The 19673-nt window shown below is 75.6% G+C and carries 16 protein-coding genes; 8 read left to right on the top strand and 8 right to left on the bottom strand.

The genetic code is table 11. The features are described 5' to 3' along the window. Positions 1 to 43 precede the first annotated feature (43 nt). Together ACZ60W_RS09585 and ACZ60W_RS09580 are read right to left on the bottom strand one after the other, a co-directional pair. Positions 44 to 871, bottom strand: a complete 828-nt coding sequence (locus ACZ60W_RS09585) for a class I SAM-dependent methyltransferase (RefSeq protein ID WP_469754779.1) — start codon at positions 869 to 871, stop codon at positions 44 to 46. 230 nt (positions 872 to 1101) lie between these two features. Next, entirely contained in the window at positions 1102 to 1887 is a 786-nt protein-coding gene (locus tag ACZ60W_RS09580) for an SGNH/GDSL hydrolase family protein (RefSeq protein WP_469754778.1), read from the bottom strand. 165 nt (positions 1888 to 2052) lie between these two features. Here ACZ60W_RS09580 and ACZ60W_RS09575 point away from each other — a divergent pair, with 165 nt between their 5' ends. From ACZ60W_RS09575 to ACZ60W_RS09560, 4 genes are all read left to right on the top strand, one after another. Next, positions 2053 to 2472, top strand: a complete 420-nt coding sequence (locus tag ACZ60W_RS09575; protein WP_469754879.1) for a nuclear transport factor 2 family protein — start codon at positions 2053 to 2055, stop codon at positions 2470 to 2472. Further along, positions 2469 to 3950, top strand: a complete 1482-nt coding sequence (locus tag ACZ60W_RS09570; RefSeq protein WP_469754777.1) for a phytoene desaturase family protein — start codon at positions 2469 to 2471, stop codon at positions 3948 to 3950. The genes ACZ60W_RS09575 and ACZ60W_RS09570 overlap by 4 nt, the downstream gene beginning before the upstream one ends. A gap of 85 nt (positions 3951 to 4035) precedes the next feature. Next, a complete protein-coding gene (locus tag ACZ60W_RS09565) occupies positions 4036 to 5172 on the top strand; it encodes a 2Fe-2S iron-sulfur cluster-binding protein (protein ID WP_469754776.1) in 1137 nt (378 codons plus the stop codon). A 163-nt stretch (positions 5173 to 5335) separates the two neighbouring features. Further along, complete coding sequence (locus ACZ60W_RS09560) at positions 5336 to 5917, top strand: DinB family protein (protein WP_469754775.1); 582 nt, start codon at positions 5336 to 5338, stop codon at positions 5915 to 5917. 27 nt (positions 5918 to 5944) lie between these two features. Here ACZ60W_RS09560 and ACZ60W_RS09555 read toward each other — a convergent pair whose 3' ends face one another. Next, positions 5945 to 6118 (bottom strand): hypothetical protein, encoded by a 174-nt coding sequence (locus ACZ60W_RS09555; RefSeq protein WP_469754774.1) that lies wholly within the window; start codon positions 6116 to 6118, stop codon positions 5945 to 5947. Positions 6119 to 6510: 392 nt separating this feature from the next. Here ACZ60W_RS09555 and ACZ60W_RS09550 point away from each other — a divergent pair, with 392 nt between their 5' ends. The 3 genes from ACZ60W_RS09550 to ACZ60W_RS09540 all read left to right on the top strand — a co-directional run bounded on the left by ACZ60W_RS09550 (position 6511) and on the right by ACZ60W_RS09540 (position 13753). Further along, the gene (locus tag ACZ60W_RS09550; RefSeq protein WP_469754773.1) at positions 6511 to 7785 is read left to right on the top strand and encodes a geranylgeranyl reductase family protein; all 1275 of its coding nucleotides are present in this window, start codon (positions 6511 to 6513) and stop codon (positions 7783 to 7785) included. Between the two features lie 203 nt (positions 7786 to 7988). After that, a complete protein-coding gene (locus ACZ60W_RS09545; RefSeq protein ID WP_469754772.1) occupies positions 7989 to 8846 on the top strand; it encodes a DUF4132 domain-containing protein in 858 nt (285 codons plus the stop codon). Continuing rightward, positions 8843 to 13753, top strand: coding sequence for a DNA-binding protein (locus ACZ60W_RS09540; RefSeq protein WP_469754771.1), 4911 nt, complete (start codon positions 8843 to 8845; stop codon positions 13751 to 13753). Before ACZ60W_RS09545 ends, ACZ60W_RS09540 begins: the two co-directional genes overlap by 4 nt. Positions 13754 to 13959: 206 nt before the next feature. On the opposite strand, the gene ACZ60W_RS09535 is transcribed toward ACZ60W_RS09540, so the two are convergent. Then, the gene (locus ACZ60W_RS09535) at positions 13960 to 14793 is read right to left on the bottom strand and encodes a trans-aconitate 2-methyltransferase (protein ID WP_469754770.1); all 834 of its coding nucleotides are present in this window, start codon (positions 14791 to 14793) and stop codon (positions 13960 to 13962) included. A 163-nt stretch (positions 14794 to 14956) separates the two neighbouring features. Here ACZ60W_RS09535 and ACZ60W_RS09530 point away from each other — a divergent pair, with 163 nt between their 5' ends. Further along, complete coding sequence (locus ACZ60W_RS09530; protein WP_017241145.1) at positions 14957 to 15454, top strand: MarR family winged helix-turn-helix transcriptional regulator; 498 nt, start codon at positions 14957 to 14959, stop codon at positions 15452 to 15454. On the opposite strand, the gene ACZ60W_RS09525 is transcribed toward ACZ60W_RS09530, so the two are convergent. The 4 genes from ACZ60W_RS09525 to galT all read right to left on the bottom strand — a co-directional run bounded on the left by ACZ60W_RS09525 (position 15413) and on the right by galT (position 19591). Next, on the bottom strand, positions 15413 to 16201 hold the full coding sequence (locus ACZ60W_RS09525; RefSeq protein ID WP_469754769.1) for a LuxR C-terminal-related transcriptional regulator: 789 nt from the start codon (positions 16199 to 16201) through the stop codon (positions 15413 to 15415). The genes ACZ60W_RS09530 and ACZ60W_RS09525 overlap by 42 nt on opposite strands. 230 nt (positions 16202 to 16431) lie before the next feature. Further along, positions 16432 to 17571 carry a galactokinase gene (gene galK, locus ACZ60W_RS09520; RefSeq protein ID WP_469754768.1) on the bottom strand — a complete coding sequence of 380 codons (1140 nt, stop codon included), beginning with the start codon at positions 17569 to 17571 and terminating at the stop codon, positions 16432 to 16434. Then, entirely contained in the window at positions 17568 to 18551 is a 984-nt protein-coding gene (gene galE, locus ACZ60W_RS09515) for a UDP-glucose 4-epimerase GalE (RefSeq protein WP_469754767.1), read from the bottom strand. Before galE ends, galK begins: the two co-directional genes overlap by 4 nt. After that, entirely contained in the window at positions 18548 to 19591 is a 1044-nt protein-coding gene (galT, locus tag ACZ60W_RS09510; RefSeq protein WP_469754766.1) for a galactose-1-phosphate uridylyltransferase, read from the bottom strand. The genes galE and galT overlap by 4 nt, the downstream gene beginning before the upstream one ends. Positions 19592 to 19673: the final 82 nt, after the last annotated feature.

Below are 19673 nucleotides of genomic sequence, written 5' to 3'. Positions count from 1 at the left end.
CCGAGCGGCGAAGCCCGTTCCGCGGGGAGCGGGGCCGTGCCGGTCAGCCGGAGCTCTCACCGGGCTTGCGCCCCCAGACGGTGAGCAGGCCGGCGGAGAGGGCGGCGCACTCCTCGGAGGCCAGATAGGCGACCGCCTCGTCGATCCCGGCGTCGTCGACGAGGCCGGTGGCGGTCATCGCGGCCCTGCCGCGTTCCCAGGTGTCGGCCCAGAACCGGCTGAGGGCGCTGCCGGGCGTGAGGGGCGGGACGTGGATCTCGGCGGCGACGGGGAGGAGACCCGCCGTGCGCAGGAGGCCGGGGTAGGAGGGGACCCAGGAGACGTCGGTGCCGATGGTGGTGCGCAGTCCGCGCCACATCGCGCGCATGGCCGCGGTGTACGGGCTGCCGGGCGCCCGGTCGCTCGTGAGGTCGATCGCGTCGCCGAGCACCAGGTACCCGCCGGGCTCGACGAGGTCGGCGAGCCGGCCGATCAGCCGTTCGTGGTCGGGGAGGTGCATCAGGACGAACCGCGCGTGGACCAGCCGGAACCGGCCGGGGGAGAAGTCCGGCGCGGTGACGTCGGCCTCCAGGAGGTCGAGCCCGGGCACGGGGCGCGCGGCGAGGAAGCGGACGTCGCGGTCGACCGCGAGCACGCCGTCCACGCCGGCCTCCTCCAGGAGCCGCCGCGCCACCGTGCCCGTACCGGCGCCGATGTCGAGGCAGCGCCAGCCCGGGCCGGCTCCCAGGGCCCGCAGCCGCGCCAGGGTGATGTCGTCGTACGCGAGGGCGCCGAAGTCGATCCGTTCCCCTTCGCCAGCCTGTTCGGGCCGGAAGACGGCCTCCCCGTAGCGGCCTTCGCCCGGAGTGTCCGGGCCGCGCCCGGGACTCACGCCGGCACCGGCGTGGGGGCGGGCGTCTCGTCGAGCCGGTCGAACGGTTCCATGGCCGGACCTCTTCACGCGCGGGGGGTCTGCGCGGCGGCCCGTGCCGGGCCCGCCGCCTCCTCGATCCTCCACCGGGGCGCGCCGGCCCGCCCGGCCGAGGGGCGGCGCGCCTCGGCCATTCGGCCCAGCGGACGGCAGGGGCTGCCTTCCGAGGGTGCCTCGCGCGCGTGGAGCCGTCAGGCTCCCGCGACCGGCTCGGTCGCGACCGGGGTGAGCTCGGGGCGCTTGGCCGAGCGGTCGTCGCCGGAGGAGCGGCCGCGCAGGCGGCGGCCCAGCCACGGGCCGAGGAACTCGGCGGCCCAGCGCAGGTCGCCGCCGCCGGGGCCGGGCGGGGTGGGGAAGGGGAGGGTCCAGGAGTCGTCGGTGCCGGGGAGGCCGAGGGCCTGGGCGACCGCCGCGGCGATGCGGTCGTGGCCGACGGGGCTGGCGTGCAGGCGGTCGGTGCTCCAGAGCCGGGGGTCGCCGCCGACGGGGTGGAGCCCGGTCTCGGCGACCGCGACGCCGTGGCGGGCCGCGGCCGCGCGGACCCGGTCGTTGAGGGCGGTGATGCGCGAGCGCACGGGCCGGGCGAGGGGGATGACACGGGTGACGTCCGGGACGGTGAGGGTGGCGACGCGTGCCCCGCCGGCGGTGAGCGCGGCGAACATCGCCTCCAGGTGACCGGCGACCTCGTCGGCGTCGAAGCGGGGCCGGAGCAGGTCGTTGACGCCCGCCACCACGGTCGCGAGGTCGGGCCGCAGCGCGAGGGCGGGCGCGAGCTGGCCGGCGTGGACCTCGCCGGCGACGCGGCCGCGGACGGCGAGGTTGGCGTAGAGCAGCTCGGGGTTGTGCCGGGCCAGGCGCTCGGCGAGGCGGTCGGCCCAGCCGCGCAGTCCGGTGGCGTCGTCACCGTCGCCGACGCCTTCGGTCTGGCTGTCGCCGAGGGCCACGAACCGCGAGAAGGGAACCGGGCTGACGGTCATGGGCAGGGCCTCTCTTCGGGTGGACGCGATGGTCGCGTCATGGAACAGGTGCGGAAGGGAGTATGTGGTGCCGCCCCACTCCGACGCGGCCCGCCCTGGACAAGCCCAGGCGCGACCCCTACTCTCCGGTACACCTATTCAACTAGTTTACTAGAGGTGGTCACCGTGCATCCCTTCCGCAAGGCCGTGGAGAACCGCGACGAGGCCGCGATCGAGGCCCTCCTCGCCGACGACGTCGTCTTCACCAGCCCCGTCGCCTTCAAGCCGTACCCGGGCAAGGCGATCACCGCGGCGATCCTGCGCGGCGTGATGCGCGTCTTCGAGGACTTCACCTACGTCCGGGAGATCGCGCAGCCCGACGGCCGCGACCACGCCCTCGTCTTCACGGCCACCGTCGGCGGGAAGAGCATCCAGGGCTGCGACTTCCTCCACTTCGACGCGGAGGGGAAGATCGACGACTTCACCGTCATGGTCCGCCCGCTCTCCGCCGCCCAGGCGCTCGCCGAGGCCATGGGTGCCCAGTTCGACCGGATCGCCCGCGAGGCCCACGAGGCCGGTGAGCCCGGAGCGGCGGCCGGCGCATGACCGACGTCGACGTCGTCGTGATCGGCGCCGGCAACGCGGGTCTCACCGCCGCCACCACCCTCCAGCGGGCCGGCCTCCGCACCCTCCTGCTGGAACGGCACACCGTGCCGGGCGGCTGCGCCACCTCCTTCCGGCGCGGCCGGTACGAGTTCGAGGTCGCCCTGCACCAGCTGTCCGGCGTCGGGCTGGAGGGCCAGGGCTTCACCCTGCGGGAACTCTTCGACGAACTGGGCGTCCTTGGCGTCGACTTCGTCCGGGAGGACGACCTCTACCGCGCGGTCGTCCCCGGCCGGTACGACGTGACGCTGCCGGCCGACTGGGCCGGGGCGGCCGACGCCCTGGAAGCGGCCTTCCCCGGCAACCGGGACCGCGTCGAGCGCTTCTTCCGGCTCGTCAAGGACGTCGCCTTCTGGCAGATCGCCGCCCTGCGCGGGATGCCCGCCGAGCAGATCGACCCGGTCCTCTTCCGGCAGGGACTCCGGCCCCTCGCGGACGTCCTCGCCGAGCACTTCGACGACCCGGGCCTCCGCTCCGTCCTCGCCACCTACTGGACCTACCTCGGCCAGCCGCCCTCCCGGCTCGCCTTCCAGGACCTGGCGATCACGCTCTTCGCCTATCTGGAGTTCAAGCCCTGGCACGTCAGGGGCGGTTCGCAGGCCATGTCGACCGCGATCCTCCACTCCTTCCTCGCCGCGGGCGGAGAGGTCCGCTTCCACACCGAGGTCACCGGGATCCTCACCGAACGCGGCCGGGCCGCGGGCGTCCGCCTCGCCGACGGCGAGGAGATCTCCGCGCGCGACGTCGTCTCCAACGCCTCGCTCCCCGTCACCTACGCGATGCTCGACGACGCCGTCGTCCCGCACCGCATCCGCGCCGACCTCGCCACCCGACGCGTCGGCGTCTCGGGCTTCGTCCTGCACATGGGCCTCGACGCCACCCCGGCCGAACTCGGCTTCACCAGCAGCACCACGTTCGTCACCGCCGACCTCGACGACGAACGGACGCACGCCTCGTGGCGCACCCTGGAGCCCGCCCGCGGCATCTGCGTCTCCTCCTACGACCTCGCGCCCATCGGCTTCGCCCCCCGCGGTGCCACCCACGTGAGCCTCATGACGCTCCAGTACGCCGACGTCTGGGAGAAGCTCCCGCCGGCCGCGTACGCGACGGCCAAGTTCGCCTACGCCGAGACGCTCCTCGACCGGGTCGGGGCGGTCGCCCCCGGCATCCGTGACGCGATCGAGGAGGTCGACGTCGCCACCCCGCTCACCCTGGCGCGGTACCTCGGCCACCCCGGCGGCGCGATCTACGGCTACGACCAGGACCGCACCGAGAGCTGGCTCTTCCGCGACAGCGTCCGCGACCCGGGCGTCCCCGGACTCCATCCGGCGGGCTCCTGGGCCGGGTCCGGCGGCTTCCAGCCCACCCTGGAGGCCGGCCGCCGCGTCGCCCGCCGCATCCTTCGCGCCCGGACCGCCTGAGCACCCGCCGCATCCCGCGAGCCCTGACCGCCTGAGCCCCGGACCGCCCGAGCGCACGCCCCGTCCGAACCCCCGGGAGACATCTGTGAAGCACCCCCTCGCGCCGCTGTTCGACGGGCACGACGACGTCCAGGCGGAGATCGACCGGCGGCCGGCGGACACCGCCGACCACGCCGCCGCCACGCGCCGGCTCCTCGACGCCCGCCACCCGGCGCGGCTGACCCTCACGGTCTCCGAGGTGGTGACCGAGACCCCGACCGCCGTCACCCTCCGGCTGCGCCGCCCCGACGGCGCGGACCTGCCGCCGTTCCTCGCCGGACAGTACGTCGCCGTCCACACGGACGGCACGAGCCGCCCGTACGCGATAGCCTCCAGCCCCGCCCGCCGCGACCACTGGGACCTGACCGTCCGTCGGGTCCCCGGCGGGCGGATCAGCAACCACCTGGCCGACACGGTGAGGGCCGGCGACACCCTGACGACCGGCGCCCCGCTGGGCACCTTCCACCACAACCCGCTCTTCCACGGCGACGACGTCGTCTTCCTCGCCGGGGGTTCGGGCGCGGCCCCCGCCCTGAGCATGATCCGCGACATCGTCGACCACGGCCTCGACCGCCGCTTCCACCTGCTCTACGGCTCCCGCTCGGACGGCGACATCCTCTTCCGCGACGCGCTGGACGCGCTCGCCGCGGACCATCCGCGCATCCGCGTCGACCACGTCGTCGCCGAGCCCGGACCGCGGTGGGCGGGACCGACCGGACTCCTCACCGCGGGGCTCGTCCACGCTCTCGCCGGGCCCCTCGACGGACGGATGGTGTACGTGTGCGGGCCGCAGGCCCTCTACCCGTACGCGCTCGCGCGGCTCGCGGAGCTCGGACATCCGCCCCGGCGCGTCCGCTTCGAGGCCAACGGCGCCCCCGCCGACCCGACCGCCCAGCCGCACTGGCCCGCGGACGCGGCACCCGACACGGAGGTCACGGTCACCGTCCGCGGCCGCTCCTTCCGCACCCGCCGCGGCCGGCCGCTCCTCGACGCCCTGGAGGACGAGGGGGTCCGCCCCGAGGCCGCCTGCCGTTCCGGTGAGTGCGGCCTGTGCCGCGTACGGGTCGTGGCGGGCACCGTCCACACGGCGGCGGAGGGCCGGCTCCGGCTCTCCGACGAGCGGTTCGGCTACACCCACGCGTGCGTCGCCTATCCGGTCACCGACGTCGCGCTCGACGTGTGACCGGACGCCCGGCGGACCGGGCTGATCCGCGAGGCGCTCCCGGCAGGAGCCGCGGGCCGGGACCGAGCCCTTCGAGGCGTCGCCCCGAGCACTTGCGAAAGATGATGAAAGAACTTTCAGAAAAGTGTTGACCGGCGCCACGGCCGGGCGAGAGGGTCGAGGCATGCCCGCACACGTACCGCCGGTCGCCGACGAGCGCGACGGCCTGCTCGCCTATCTCACCCAGCAGCGCCGGACGTTGCGCGCCACCGCCCACGGACTGACGGACGACCAGGCCCGCCTCACCCCCACCGCGAGCGAACTCAGCATCGGCGGCCTCATCAAGCACGCCGCCCGCTGCGAGGCGGGCTGGACCGACCTCATCCTCCAGCGGCAGCGCGGGCCGCGACGGGAGGCGGACGAGAGCGACTCCGCCGAGTTCGCGCTCACCGCCGAGGAGACCCTCGCGGACGTCCTCGACGCCTACGACGCCGCCGTCCGCGAGACCGACGCGGTCGTCGCCTCCGTCGCCGACCTCGGTCGCGGCGTCCCCGTCCCGCGGGGTCTGCCCTGGTTCCCCGCCGACGTGGAGGAGTGGTCGGTCCGCTGGGTCCTGCTCCACCTCATCGAGGAGACCGCCCGCCACGGAGGCCACGCCGACATCATCCGCGAGACCATCGACGGCGCCACCCTCTTCCCCCTGCTGGCCGCCGCCGAGCGCTGGCCCGACCCGTGGTTCGAGCCCTGGCGGGCCCCGGCCGGCTGACCGTCCGGAGCGCCGCGTGCGGCGAGGTCACCCCCCGGCCGTCCCGGTCGGCCGAGGACCCGCGGCGCGTGCCACGACGAGGAGGAACAGCCCGCACGCCGCCACCAGGAGCCACCCCGGCCGGGTGGCGGCAGGCAGGCCGGCGGGAGCGGCGTCCGCGACGAGGCCGCCGGCGACGGCGACGCCGACCGCCGCACCCACCTGGCGCGTGGTGGAGGTGATCGCGCCCGCCACCCCCGCCCGCGAGGACGGCCGGCGCCCCGGGGAGCCGAACAGGTGAGGTGTGCGGCCGGTCGGCCTCGGGGCCCCCGCCGCGGCCGAGGGGAGAGGCAGGGTGGGAGCCGGCGACGGGGATCCGGCCCCGTCGTCACGCGGGCCGGCCGGAGGAGGACGCGGGAGCCGCGACGCTCCCGTCCGCCGCCGGAGCCGGGGTACGTCGGCGCCCGCACGCCGCCGCCGGAGCCGGGGGCCGGCGGGGCGGCGGCCCTCCGGCACGGTGCATGACGTGACGGGTGATCAAAGCCGTCGGCCCTGGGTACAGATGGGAAGCCGTTCCCCGCACCTCACGCCGCCGCAGCAGAGGAAGACCACACATGGACCTGTCACCCACCCGCGACTCGGCGGACGTCATCGTCGTCGGCGCGGGACCCGCCGGCTGCGCCGCCGCCTACCACCTCGCCCGGGCGGGCCGCGACGTCCTGCTGATCGAGAAGGCCACCTTCCCCCGCGACAAGATCTGTGGTGACGGACTCACCCCGCGGGCCGTGCGGGAACTCGTCGGCATGGGCGTGGACATCGCCGGGGACGGCTGGGTCAGGACGCGTGGCCTGCGCGCCCACGGCTCCGGTACCACGGTCGAGATGCCCTGGCCCCGTGTGGCGTCCTACCCCGACTTCGGGCTCGTGCGCAGCCGCATGGACCTCGACCAGCTGCTCGCCGGCAGGGCCGTCGCCGCCGGGGCCCGCCTGCTGGAGGGGACCAAGGTGACGGGTCCCGTCCTCGACCCCGCCACCGGCCACGTGACGGGCGTGACCGCCCAGCGGGAGGGGGCCTCCCGCACCTACGAGGCTCCGCTGGTGGTCGCCGCCGACGGCGCGTCGAGCCGCCTGGCCGTCGCCCTCGGTCTGCACCAGCGTCAGGACCGGCCCATGGGCGTGGCCGTACGCCGCTACTACCGGACGCCCGCCCGCGACCAGGACCACCTGGAGGCGTGGCTCGACCTGGAGACCGAGGACGCCAAGGGCCGTCCCTACATGCCGTTCGGCTACGGATGGGTGTTCCCCGTCGGCGACGGGACGTTCAACGTCGGCCTCGGCACCTTCCACGTCGGCCGGCGGCCCGAGATCGACCACCGGCGGATGTTCGGCGAGTGGACCGCGCGGCTCTCCCCGACCCGGCACTTCGACGACGCCCACGCCACCGGACCGCTGCGCGGAGCGCCGCTGCCCGCCGGGCTCAACCGGCGGCCCCAGTACACCCGCGGCCTGCTCCTGACCGGCGACGCCGGAGGGATGATCAACCCGCTCAGCGGCGAGGGAATCGACTACGCGATGGAGTCCGGACGCCTCGCCGCGGACACCGTCACCGACGCCCTCGGCCGGCCCACCGCGCACGCGCGCGAGGAGGCCCTGCTGCGCTATCCGGACGTCGTCCGCGCCTCCTACGGCCGCTACTTCACCGTGGGGCGCCTCGTCGTGCACGCCCTCAACCAGCCCCGCGTCATGCGGCTCGTCGCCACCCGGAGCCTGTCGCGGCCGGTCCTGCAGCGCTTCATGTTCAAGCTCTGGGCCAACCTCACCGACCCGCACAGCAAGGACGCCCTCGACCGCGTCATCACCGCCATCCAGCGGGCGGTCCCGTCCGCCTGACCTCCCGTCGGCCCCCGCCGCGGGGCCCCTCGTCACCCGTCGCGCGCCCTCCCGCCACCGTCCCCCGACCGGCCGGCGGGAGGGCGCGGACGCGTTGTCAGTGACCCTGTCTAGTGTTCCCTCCATACCGCGGCTCCGGGGCTCTGCACCCCGTGGTTCGAGCTGCGCGGTTTCCCACAAGGACAGGCGGAGGGGCACGGCAGATGGCGTGGCTGACAGCGGGTGAGGGGTACGAGGTCACCCTGGAGGACGGGCGTGTGGTGGCACGGCGCGCCGGGGGACGGCAGTTGAAGACGCTGCCGAAGGGGCTGCGCGACGACCCCGAGGTCGACCGGCTGCGCCGGCTCTCCGAGTGGCTCGACCGGCACGCGGCCGCCTGTGTGGCCCAGGTGGACGCCTGGATGGTGTCCTCGCTCCCGGTGCCCACCGAACTGATAGCCCGGGTGTGGCCGGACGAGGCGTGGGGGTCGGCCCTCCGCGACATGGCCGTGGTCGGCGAGGACCCGGACGAGGTCGGCTTCCTGCGGGACGTCACCGCGGACGGCGAGCTGCGGCTCCTCGACCTCGACGGCGAGACCGTACGGATCTCGCCGCGGACCGTCACCCTCCCGCACCCCGTCCTCCTGCCTGACCTGGACGACGTCCGGGACTTCGCGGCCGAACTCGGCATCACCCAGCGGGTGGAGCAGATCCACCGCGCCACCTGGGACGGGCCCGGCACCGGGCACGCGGAGACCGCCACCGAGGTACGGCGTTACGCGGGCGGCAAGTTCCTCTCGCGGTTCGGTCTCGCGGCGCGGGCCACGGCCCTCGGCTACCGCGTCTCCGGCGGATACGCCACCTGCAAGGTGCGGGACGGCGGACGCGGCACGGAGGCGTCCGTGTGGATCGGCGAGCCGTACTGGGACGGGGAGTCGGAGACCGGCGGCCTGACCTGGCACGACGAGGACGGCCGCGCGGTGCGGCTGACCGAGGTCGGACCGGTGGCCTGGTCCGAGGGGATGCGCATGGCCGCTGCGCTGTACGCCGGCCGCACGATCGAAGAGGGTGGGGACGCATGACCAGCACGACTGTTTCCGACAACGCGGAGCTCCTCGGGGCCGGCGCGGTGCTCCCGGCGGACGCCGGCGACGCGGGCGCCTCCGCCGTCCCGATGACCGCGCGGGCCTACCGCCATCCGGTCCTCGGCGACGAGCGGGTCGTCGTCCGGCTGACCGCCGCCGAACTCGGCCCCGCCGAGGACCTCGCCGCCGGCTTCCTCGGGCTCGTTCCGCAGGGCGAGCCGGCCACGGTGGGCATCGGCCGGCGCCGGGAGCTCGGCTTCCCCGAGTGGGTCCTCGTGCACCACCCGGAGGACGGGCACCACGCGCTGGCCGTCGTGCCCGAGCTCGACCGCCTCGCCCGGCAGGCGAAGACCAAGCCCAAGGCCGCCCTCGACGCCTGCCACGAACTCGCCGGCCGGCTCGCCTCCGCCGTGCCGCACTTCCTGCCCGTCTTCTACGAGCAGGCCGCGCGGGTCTTCCTCGGCGTCGAGAACGCCACGTACGCCGGCCAGCTCTTCGGCCGCGCCCGCACCAGCGAGGCACAGCACGGCCTCACCGTCGACGAGGACCGGCTCGACTCCGTCTTCCTGGAGTTCGCCCTCGCCGGCGCCCTGCCGGTGAAGGTCCTCGCGAGCTACGGCAAGGAGCTCTCCGCCCGGCTCACCCCCGGCGAGGCGTACGAGCGCTTCCGGCGCCTCTGCGTGCGCAGGACCGCCGGCGGACTCGCTCCCTCCGCGCAGGCCGCCACGGAACTGCGGCGCCTGGCGCGCGCCGCCGGCCTGTCCGGCACCGAGGCGGAGCAGGACTACCTCGCCGAACTGCTGCCGCTGCCGGCCACCCTGCGCGCGGCGACCGGCTGGTGGAAGGCCCACCGCACCGCCCTGGTCGCCCTCGCCCGCCGCGTCCCGGCCGTACGGGGCACGCTGCTGTCGATCACCCCGCCCGGCGACGACGGCGAACTGAGCGTCCTGTGGCTCGGCCTCCTCGCCGAGTCCGGGGCGGACACCGGACTGACCGACCCGGACCCCGGCCCGGAGGAGCGCTGCCCCGACGGCGCCGCCGCCTGGCTGGAGCGCTTCCACGCCGCCCGGCACCGCGGCTGGGGCCCCCGCCCGACGCCGCCCGCCCTCCTCGACCTGGTCGACCGCGCCGCCGGCCGGCTGCGCGCCGACCTGGCGAGCCGGCCCGACGGCGAGCGTGCCCTGCGGATCGGCGTCGAGGACGCCGACCTCCTCGACCTGCTGCTCTCCCTGGACATCGCCGTCGTCGACCCGCCCGAGGACACCCCGGACCGCTACGGCCGCGCCCTCGGCCTCACGGACTGGGCCCGCGGCGAGAACCGCCGCGACCTCGCCGCCCTCGCCGCGGACCTCCGCTTCCGCCCCGCCTTCCGGCGTGCCGCCTCCTCCTACGGGAACGCCTCCTCGGGCGCCGACGTCATGCGCCTGCTCGCCGCCTCGGCCGGCGGACGCCCGATGCTCACCGAGTGGATGCGCGACGTCGCCCGCGAGTCGGTGGCGGCCGGTCTGCCCGGCCTGCCGCAGGCCCTCGCCCGCCTCTCGTGGCTGCCCGCCGAGGCCCTCGCCCTCGCGCCGGACGAGGTCGCGGCCGCGGCCGGCGCCGATCTCGGCGCGACGCTGGCGCGCACCCTGCGCGGCGGTCTCTGGGAGGAGCTCCGCTGGCCCGTGTGGGAGGAGACCCTCGCGGCGCTCGGCCCGACCCGGGACACCACCGACGGCCTCACCGTCGTCGAGGCGTGGCCCTACCTGATCGTCGCCGGCACGACCCAGGTCCGGGTCATCGACGCCGACTCCACCGTGCTCGTCCACGACCTGCGCACCCCCGCCGGACACTCCCGGCGCTACGGCTTCCACTACGTGGACGGCGCCCTGCTCGTCTTCTGGTCGGCCTACGGCCGCACCGAGACGGAGGGATACTGGCACACCGCTCCCGACCGGGTGTTCACCCTCGACGGCCGCACCGACTACTGGTCCCTGCGCACCGACAACCCCAGCCTGGCGCTGCCCGGCGGCGGCCGGACCACCGGCGGTGGCGTCCTCCACCACGGCGACACCACGCTGCCGCCGGAGCGCCCGCTGATCTCCGACGGCACGTCCCACTGGGTGTGGACGACGGGCGAGCACCACGACGACGCCGGCTGGGCCGAGTACGACCCCGCCGAAGGCGCCCACGGCCGGCGCTCCCAGCCCGGCTTCCTCGCCGACGCCCTCCGCGCCCACGCCGACGGCGCCGAACTCTCCGCGCGCTCCTCCTGGCTGCGCCCCGCACCCGCCGTCGACGGCTCCGTCCTCGGCGCCCCCGCGGACGGCCTGCTCGGCTGGCGCGTCGTGCGGCTCCCCGGCAACGGCTGGTACGCCGAGGACACCGCCGGGCGCGCCGTCAGCCTGCCCGAGGGCGCCGACATGCCCGTGGCGGCGCTGACGTTCCCCGGCGACGAGCGGCCCCGGGCGCTGACCCGGGAGTGGCGCAAGCTCTCCCTGCGCGACCCCGACGGCGTCGTCACGACGACCAGCGACGGCGACCGGAACGAGCTGTACGGCACGGCGAGCGTCACCCTGCCGCCGCTGTCCCACCTGTACGCCCTGCGGGCACGGGACACCGAGGGCTCGGCCGCGCTGCGGGCGGCCGACGCCGAGGCGGCCGGCACCCTCCTGAAGGCGGCCGTCCTCGCCGAGCGCGCGGCGGATCTCCCGGAGCTGGTCGCGACCGCGCTGCCCTCGATCACCGCCCCCGAACTCGTCGCCGGCGTCGTGCGGGTCCTCCGTTTCGCCGTCCGGCAGCAGAAGTCCCTCGACGCCGTCGCCGAACGGCTCGACCCCTCGGCCGCGTCCGCGGAGACCCGCGTCCCCGGGCCCGCCGACGTGCTGATCGGCAAGGCCCTGAACGGCATCGTCGGCACCGGGTACTACCGCTCGGGCGTCGAGGAGGACGTGGCCCACCGCTTCCTGGAGACCCTCGCGGCCGCCCGGGCCGACACCGCGGCCACCGCGCAGCCCGGCCGCGTCCACTTCGACCTGCCCTCCCTGCCGTACACCAGCCTGCCCTTCACCCCGCTCCTCGACGAGCCCGCCGCGATCGCCTACCGGGCCGTGGCGCCGGGCAGCGGCGCCGGACACCGGGCCGTGCTCCTGCGGATCCTGGGACAGGTCGAGGCCCTCGGGCTGGCCTCCGCCGCGGGATCGGCCGGCCACTGGCGCCGCGTCCTCGTCCACCTCGGCACGGCCCACCTGCACACCCCCGACGGCCTGAAGCACAGCTCCGGACACCGCGCCGTCCTCCCGCTCGGCGGCGGAGCGGCGCTCGCGATCACCGAGCACCACACCGACGTCGACGGCGGACGGGAGTTCGGGGCGCTGCTCCACGACCCCCGCGGCCGCTTCGACGTGCCGGGCCCTTACACCCTGCGCGGCGACGCCCCGGTCGGCGACCGCACCCGCGACGCCGACTGGCTGGCCGTCTTCCTCCCGGAGGCCGCCACGCGCCCGGAGACGCCCTTCCTCCCCGAGCACGCCGAGGAGTTCGCCCGTCTCACCGGCGTCTCCGCCGCGCTCGCCCGGCTCGTCCTGGCCGGCCTGCCCGAGGTGGACAGCTGGGAGAACAACTTCCTCCCGGCCGAGCTGCGCAAGACCCTCGGCCTCAAGGTGGCCGAGGCCGCGCAGGCGCGCGACGAACTGCGGGCGCTGCCCGTCGAGGTGCGGCGGGCCGTGGTCGCGGCGCTGCTGCCCCGGGACCCCGCGCTGCTCTGGAGCGAAGGACCCGACACGGCGGCCGCGGCCGCCGTGTGGAACGCCCGGGTGGGCCGCCGCACCCACGTACCCGACTGGCTCGCCGCCGAGGCCGCCCGCGCCGTCCGCGGCAGCTGGCCGGTGCACCGCGCCCTCCAGGCGATCCTCGACCCGGCCGCCGCCCCGGAGCTCGGCGTCGACGTGGCCTGGCACATCGAGCGCGACCGGCCCGCCCCGGTCACGCCGGCGAAGGAGCCGTTCACCGACTCCGTCCTCACGGGCGCGATGAGCCTGACGGCGTGGCTCGCCCACCGGCTGCCCGCCGGCGACCCCCTGCGGGCGAAGCTCCCCGAGGCGCTCGATGCCGTGCGGCAGCGCCTCGCCTCGCCCGGACTCCTCGTCGCGGCCGGGAGCTTCACCTACCTCGAGGAGTTCCGGAAGGTCGCCGGCGCGCCGACCGAGACGGCCCCCGGATACGAGCGGTACGGCGCGGTGCTCATGGCCACCCACGACGGCCAGCCCCAGCCGGCCCTGCGGACCGCCCTGCTCGACTCCACCGGCTCCGACCCGTACCTCGCGGCGCTGCGCGGCCCCGACCAGCGGCCGAGCTCCGTCGAGGCGGCCCTGCGGCGCGCGCACGACCCGGCGTTCGCCCGTCTGCTCGCCGACCCGGGCGCGCCCGCGGCCGGGGACACCGACCACGACGGCACCTGGTGGCCGCAGGACCCGTCGCGTGCGGTGCCCGAACTCGTCGCCGAGGTCGCCCGGACGCACGGGCTGGGCTCCGACGCGGCCACCCTGTACCTCATGCTCCTCGCCCTGCCCGACCCCACGGACCGCAACACGGCCCGCTGGACCGGCTGGAAGCCCGCCCGCCTCAAGGCCGCCCGCGCCGAACTGGCCGGCGGGGAGCTCGTGGTGACGGCCGTCCGCGCCCGCGCCGGACGCTCCCTGTTCCTCCCCGGCGCCTGGGCCGAACAGAGCGCGCCCACGCTGCCGGTCGAGCAGTGGAAGCTCGCGCTGTACGACGCCGAGGGCGCCCACCGTCCGTTCCTGGGCGCCCTGGTGCCGGCCGAACCCGTCCCGGAGCTCTTCGCCCGGGCCTGGCAGCGCGTCCTCGACGGCGACGTGCCGCGCTTCGAGGAGCTGAAGGTCCGCCGCACCCGGCGCCGCCGCTGACGGGAGCGGGGGGGGGGGGGGGGGGGGGGGGGGGGGGGGGGGGGGGGGGGGGGGGAGGGAGCCACCCAGCCACCGTGCCCCCCCCCCCCACTCCACCTCCCCCCCCCCTCCGCCCCCCCCCCCCCCCCCCCTCCGCCCCCCCCCCCCCCCCCCCCCCCCCCCCCCCCCCCCCCCCCCCCCCCCCGCGCGTTCGGGGTGCTCCGCGCTCAGTCGCTCCTGCGGGCGACGGCGAAGATGCGGCGGAAGGGGAAGACGGTGCCGTGCGGGCCGGGCGGGTACGCCTCGCGGAGGAGGGCGCGGTACTGGCCGAGGAAGGCGTCGACGGCCTCCCGGTCGTCGCCGAGGGTGGTGAGGACGGGCCTCAGCGCCGTGCCCTTGACCCAGTCGAGGACGGGGTCCTCGCCCTGGAGGAGCTGGCTGTAGGTGGTCTCCCAGACGTCGGTCTCGCAGCCGAGGTCGGTGAGTCGGGTGAGGTACTCGGCCGGGTCGAGGATGTGGACGAAGCGGCGGCCCTGGTCACCGAGGCGGGCGCGCCACTCGGGGGTGTCGCAGAGCTCGCCGAGGAGGGCGTGGCTGGGCGAGGTGAAGTTGCCGGGGACCTGGAAGGCGAGGGTGCCGCCGGGGTGGAGTCCGTCGACCCAGGAGGCGAGGGACTCGGGGTGGTTGGGGACCCACTGGAGGGCGGCGTTGGAGACGATCAGGTCGTAGGGCTCGGCGGGGGTCCAGTGGGCGGCGTCCGCGGGGCGGAAGTCGAGCCAGCCACCGCCGCGGGTGGTGCCCGCCCAGTCCTTCTCGGCGCGCTCCAGCATCTCCGGCGACAGGTCGAAGCCGGTGATGTGCGCGTCGGCCCACCGGTCGGCGAGGAGGGCCGTCACGTTGCCGGGGCCGCAGCCGAGGTCGGCGATGCGGGCGGGCCGGTCCTGGGCCGGCAGGTGCGGTATTCGGGCGAGCAGGTCGAGGAACGGCCGGGTGCGGTGGCCGGAGTGACGGAGGTACTGCTGCGGATCCCAGGTTGGTGCGGCGGATTCCACGGAATGCATGTTCGAAGCCCCCTTGCTGGCACGTGTTGCCGAAGCGGAACGAAGTTCCGGCCGGGTCCCTTCCCCGTAGTCCAGGGAAATATATCTTGACTCCAAGATACTTGATATCGAGAAACTCGACCCCAAGAGACTTTATGTCAACAGACCCTCTACACTGATCGTCATGGAGGACGAGGTCGACCGACTGGTCGCTGCATGGCGCCGCGAGCGCCCCGACCTCGACGTGGAACCGCTCGAGGTGCTCAGCCGCGTCTCGCGGCTCGCCCGGCACCTCGACCGCGCCCGTCGGCTCGCCTTCTCCGAGCACCAGCTGGAGCCCTGGGAGTTCGACGTCCTCACCTCCCTCCGCCGCGCCGGAGCGCCCTACCAGCTCTCCCCCGGCCAGCTCCTCACCCAGACCCTGGTCACCTCCGGCACCATGACCAACCGCATCGACCGGCTCACCAAGAAGGGCCTGGTCGAGCGGCTGCCCGACCCCAGCGACCGCCGCGGGGTCCTGGTCCGGCTCACCCCCGAGGGCCGCGACCGGGCCGACGAGGCGCTCGCCGGGCTGCTCGCCCAGGAGCGCGCCATCCTCGCCCAGCTCTCCCGCGCCCAGCGCGGCGAACTGGCCGCCCTGCTACGCCGGCTGACCGCCCCGTTCGACAACATCCCCGGCTAGCGCGGGAGCCGGCTCGGCGGGGCCCACACCCGCCCTGCGGGCCAGCGCCACGGCGGCCAGCGTCGAGTGCACGCCCAGCTTCCCCAGCACGTTCTGCATGTGCGTGCGGACCGTGTGCGGGGAGAGGAAGAGCCGCTCCGCGACCGCCTTGCGGCCCAGCCCCGCCACCATGCAGCGCAGCACCTCCCGCTCGCGCGGCGTCAGCGACTCGACCAGGCGCTCGCTGTCCGTCCGGTGCTTGCGGGCCGCCGTCAGCTCCCTCAGGACGCCCGTGAGCAGCGCGGGCGGCAGGTGCGTCTCGTCCCGCAGCACCCCCCGTACCACCGCGAGGAGCCGCTGGAGCGAGCAGTCCTTGGCGACCCAGCCGCAGGCACCGGCCTGGAGGGCGAGCGCCGCACGGTGCGGGTCGTCCTTCTCCGCCAGGACGACGGTCCGGACGGCCGGCTGGGCCCTGCGCACGGCCGCGACCAGGGAGATCCCGTCCACCGCGGCCTCGGGCCCGTCGCCCGCCGCACGGGCCGCCGGCGCCGCCGCGGGTCCCGCGCCCAGTTCGGCGTCGACGAGCAGCACGTCGAACCGGCGCCCCTCCGCGGCCGCGCGGTCCAGACAGCGCAGGGCGGCCGGGCCGCTGCCGGCGGCGGCGACGTCGACGTCCGGCTCCGCCGCGAGGGCGGCGGCCAGCGACTCGGCGAAGATGCGGTGGTCGTCCACCACCAGGACCCGGATACGTGCCACGGACACCCCCATGTGTCGAGGACGGACCGGCGCGCGGGCACGGCGCCGGAGGCGGGGTGTCCGTCGGTCGCCCGGCCGCCGCCGTGCGTTGACTTTTACCCCGCTGCCGACGCCGTACCCGACGGTCTCGACCCCTGAACAGCACCGGCCCCCACCGGCGCTGCCCAACAGAGTAGGGGCGGGGCGGGCCGGTGGGGGCCGTTTGGCGGAACTGTGCGAAGTCGTCCGGATGCACGGCGGGTTCAGAGCCGGCGCGCCCCCGCCGCGGGGACGGCCGGGAAGATCCCGGGTGCGGCGTGGCCGGCGGCGGCGAAGGCGGCCGTGACGGCCGCGGCGACCTCGCCCGCCCGGTCGGTGTCGACGAGGACGACGGCCGAGCCGCCGAAGCCGCCGCCGGTCATGCGGGCGCCCAGGGCTCCCGCGGCGTTCGCCGTCTCGACGACGAGGTCGAGTTCCGGACAGGAGACCTTCAGGTCGTCGCGGAGGGAGGCGTGCCCCTCGGTGAGGACGGGACCGACGGCCCGGGTGTCGCCGGCGTCGAGCAGGGCGATGACCCGCTCGACCCGGGCGTTGTCGGAGACGACGTGCCGGACGTACCGCAGCACCGTCTCGTCGCTCAGCAGTGCGAGGGATGCGGAAAGGTGCACGGCGTTCACGTCGCGCAGGGCCTTCACACCGAGCGCCCGCGCACCCGCTTCGCACCCGGCGCGCCGTTCGGCGTACGCGCCGTCCCCGAGCGCGTGCTTCACGCGGGTGTCGACCACGAGCAGCCGCAGCCCCTCCCCGGCCAGGTCGAAGGGGACCTGGCGGCAGGAGAGGTCCCGGGTGTCCAGGTACAGGGCGTGGCCCTCCTCGGAGCACGCGGCGGCCATCTGGTCCATGACGCCGCAGGGGACGCCGACGAAGGCGTTCTCGGCGCGCTGGGCGAGCCGGGCGAGCTCGGGACGGGAGAGCCCGAGGCCGAACAGGTCGTCCAGGGCCAGCGCGGTGACGACCTCCAGGGCCGCCGAGGAGGAGAGGCCGGCGCCGGTCGGCACCGTCGACGCGAGGTGCACGTCCGCGCCCTTCACCGGGTGCCCCGCCTCGCGCAGCGCCCAGACCACACCGGCCGGGTAGGCCGCCCAGCCGCCGCCGGAGAGCGGCTCCAGGGCGTCGACGTCCAGCTGCACGATCCCGCCGTCGACGTCGGCGGAGTGCAGGCGCAGGACGCCGTCGTCCCGGCGGGAGACGGCGGCGACGGTGGTGTGCGGCAGCGCGAGCGGCAGGACGAAGCCGTCGTTGAAGTCGGTGTACTCACCGATGAGGTTGACCCGCCCCGGGGCGGCCCAGACCCCGTCGGGCGCGGCGCCGTACAGCGCCTCGAAGTCGGCGGCGACGTTCACGCGCGTGCTCCTTCCCGCTGCTTCCGGGCGAAGGCCCAGGCGTCGGCGACGACGGCCGCCAGGTCGGGCCTGGACGGCGTCCAGCCGAGCCGCTCGCGGGCGGCGTCGGCGGAGGCGACCAGGACGGCCGGGTCGCCGGGGCGGCGCGGGGCGACGGTCTCGGGGACGGGGTGGCCGGTGACGGCGCGGACGGTCTCGACGACCTCGCGGACGGAGAAGCCGTTGCCGTTGCCGAGGTTGCAGACCAGGTGCTCGCCCGCGGTCATGGCGTCGAGGGCGAGGAGGTGGGCCTCGGCGAGGTCGGCGACGTGGATGTAGTCGCGGACGCAGGTGCCGTCCGGGGTGGGGTAGTCGTCGCCGTAGACGGAGATCGCCTGGCGCTCGCCGAGGGCGACCTGGAGGACGAGCGGGATGAGGTGGGACTCGGGCTGGTGGCGCTCGCCGAGCGAGCCGTACGCCCCGGCGACGTTGAAGTAGCGCAGCGACACGGCGGCCAGGCCGTGCGCGGCGCACTCTCCGCCGATCATGTGGTCGACGGCCAGCTTGCTCGCCCCGTAGGGGCTGGTGGGCGCGGTCGCCGCGGACTCGGTGATCGGGACGGTCGCCGGCTCGCCGTAGGTGGCGGCGGTGGAGGAGAAGACGAGCCGGCGCACGCCGGCGTCGCGCATGGCGGCGAGCAGCGCCATGGTGCCGCCGACGTTGTTCTCCCAGTACTTCTCGGGGCGGGCGACGGACTCGCCGACCTGGGAGAAGGCGGCGAAGTGCAGGACGCCGTCGTAGGAGGCGTCGAGCCACTTCGCCGCGTCCTGGATGCGGCCCTCGACGAACTCGGCGCCGTCGGGGACCCCTTCGGCGAAGCCGGTGGAGAGGTCGTCGAGGACGGTGACCCGGTGGCCCCGTTCCAGGAGGTGGGCGGCGACGACGCCGCCGACGTAGCCGGCGCCTCCGGTCACCAGGTACCTCTTCGCGGTCGTGGTCATGCGCTCGCCACCTCTCGGAGTCGTCGGGCCGCGTCCTCCGGCCGTACGTCGTTCATGAACGCGCCCATGCCGGACTCGGTGCCCGCGAGGAACTTCAGCTTGCCAGAGGCCCGTCGGACGGTGAAAAGCTCCAGGTGCAGTCCGAAGTCCTCGCGCCGCTCGTCCGTGAACGGCGCCTGGTGCCAGGCGGCGATGTAGGGCGTCGGCGGCTCGTCCGGGCCGAAGAGCCGGTCGAAGCGCCTCAAGAGTTCCAGGTAGACCTGTGCGCACTCTGTGCGGGCGGCCTCGTCGAGGGCGAGCAGGTCGGGCACCCGGCGCCGGGGGTGGAGGTGCACCTCGTACGGCCAGTGGGCGGCGTAGGGGACGAAGGCGATCCAGTGCTCGGTCTCCAGCACCACCCGTTCGGCGTCGGCGCGTTCGCGGGCGACGACGTCGTCGAAGAGGTTGCGGCCGGTCGCCGCCCGGTGCTCGTCGGCGCGGCGCCGCATGGCGGCGGTGCGGGGGGAGACGTAGGGGAAGGCGTAGATCTGGCCGTGGGCGTGGGGCAGGGTGACGCCGATCTCCCGGCCGCGGTTCTCGAAGCAGTAGACCTGCTCGACGCCCGGCAGCGCGGAGAGGGCGGCGGTGCGGTCGGTCCAGGCGTCGAGGACGAGCCGGGCCCGCTCCTCGGAGAGGTCGGCGAAGGAGACCGTGTGGTCGTCGGTGAAGCAGACGACCTCGCAGCGGCCGACGCCGCCGGAGAGCGAGGGGAAGCGGTTCTCGAAGACGACCACCTCGTAGTCCGCCTCCGGGATCTCGCTCTCGCGTCCGTCGGTGGCGGGGCAGAGCGGGCAGGCGTCGGCCGGCGGGTGGTAGGTGCGGGCCTGGCGGTGGGAGGCGACGGCGACGGGGTCGCCGGTGAGCTCGTCGAGGCGGATCTCGGAGCGGGAGACGACGCGGGTGAGGGGGCGCGGGTCGACCGCGGCGCGGACCGTGTCGTCGCGCGTGTCGTAGTAGATCAGCTCGCGCCCGTCGGCGAGCGTGGTGACGGTCTTCTTCACGGGATGCCCTCCGGGGGCGGGATCAAACAGAACCACGCACAAAGAACCACATTCAAACATCGGCGTCAATGGCGAAGCCGGG

The organism is Streptomyces sp. NPDC104202, assembly GCF_055584185.1.
The sequence above is the reverse complement of the archived record's forward strand: the minus strand, read 5'-3'. Positions and strand labels throughout refer to the sequence as shown.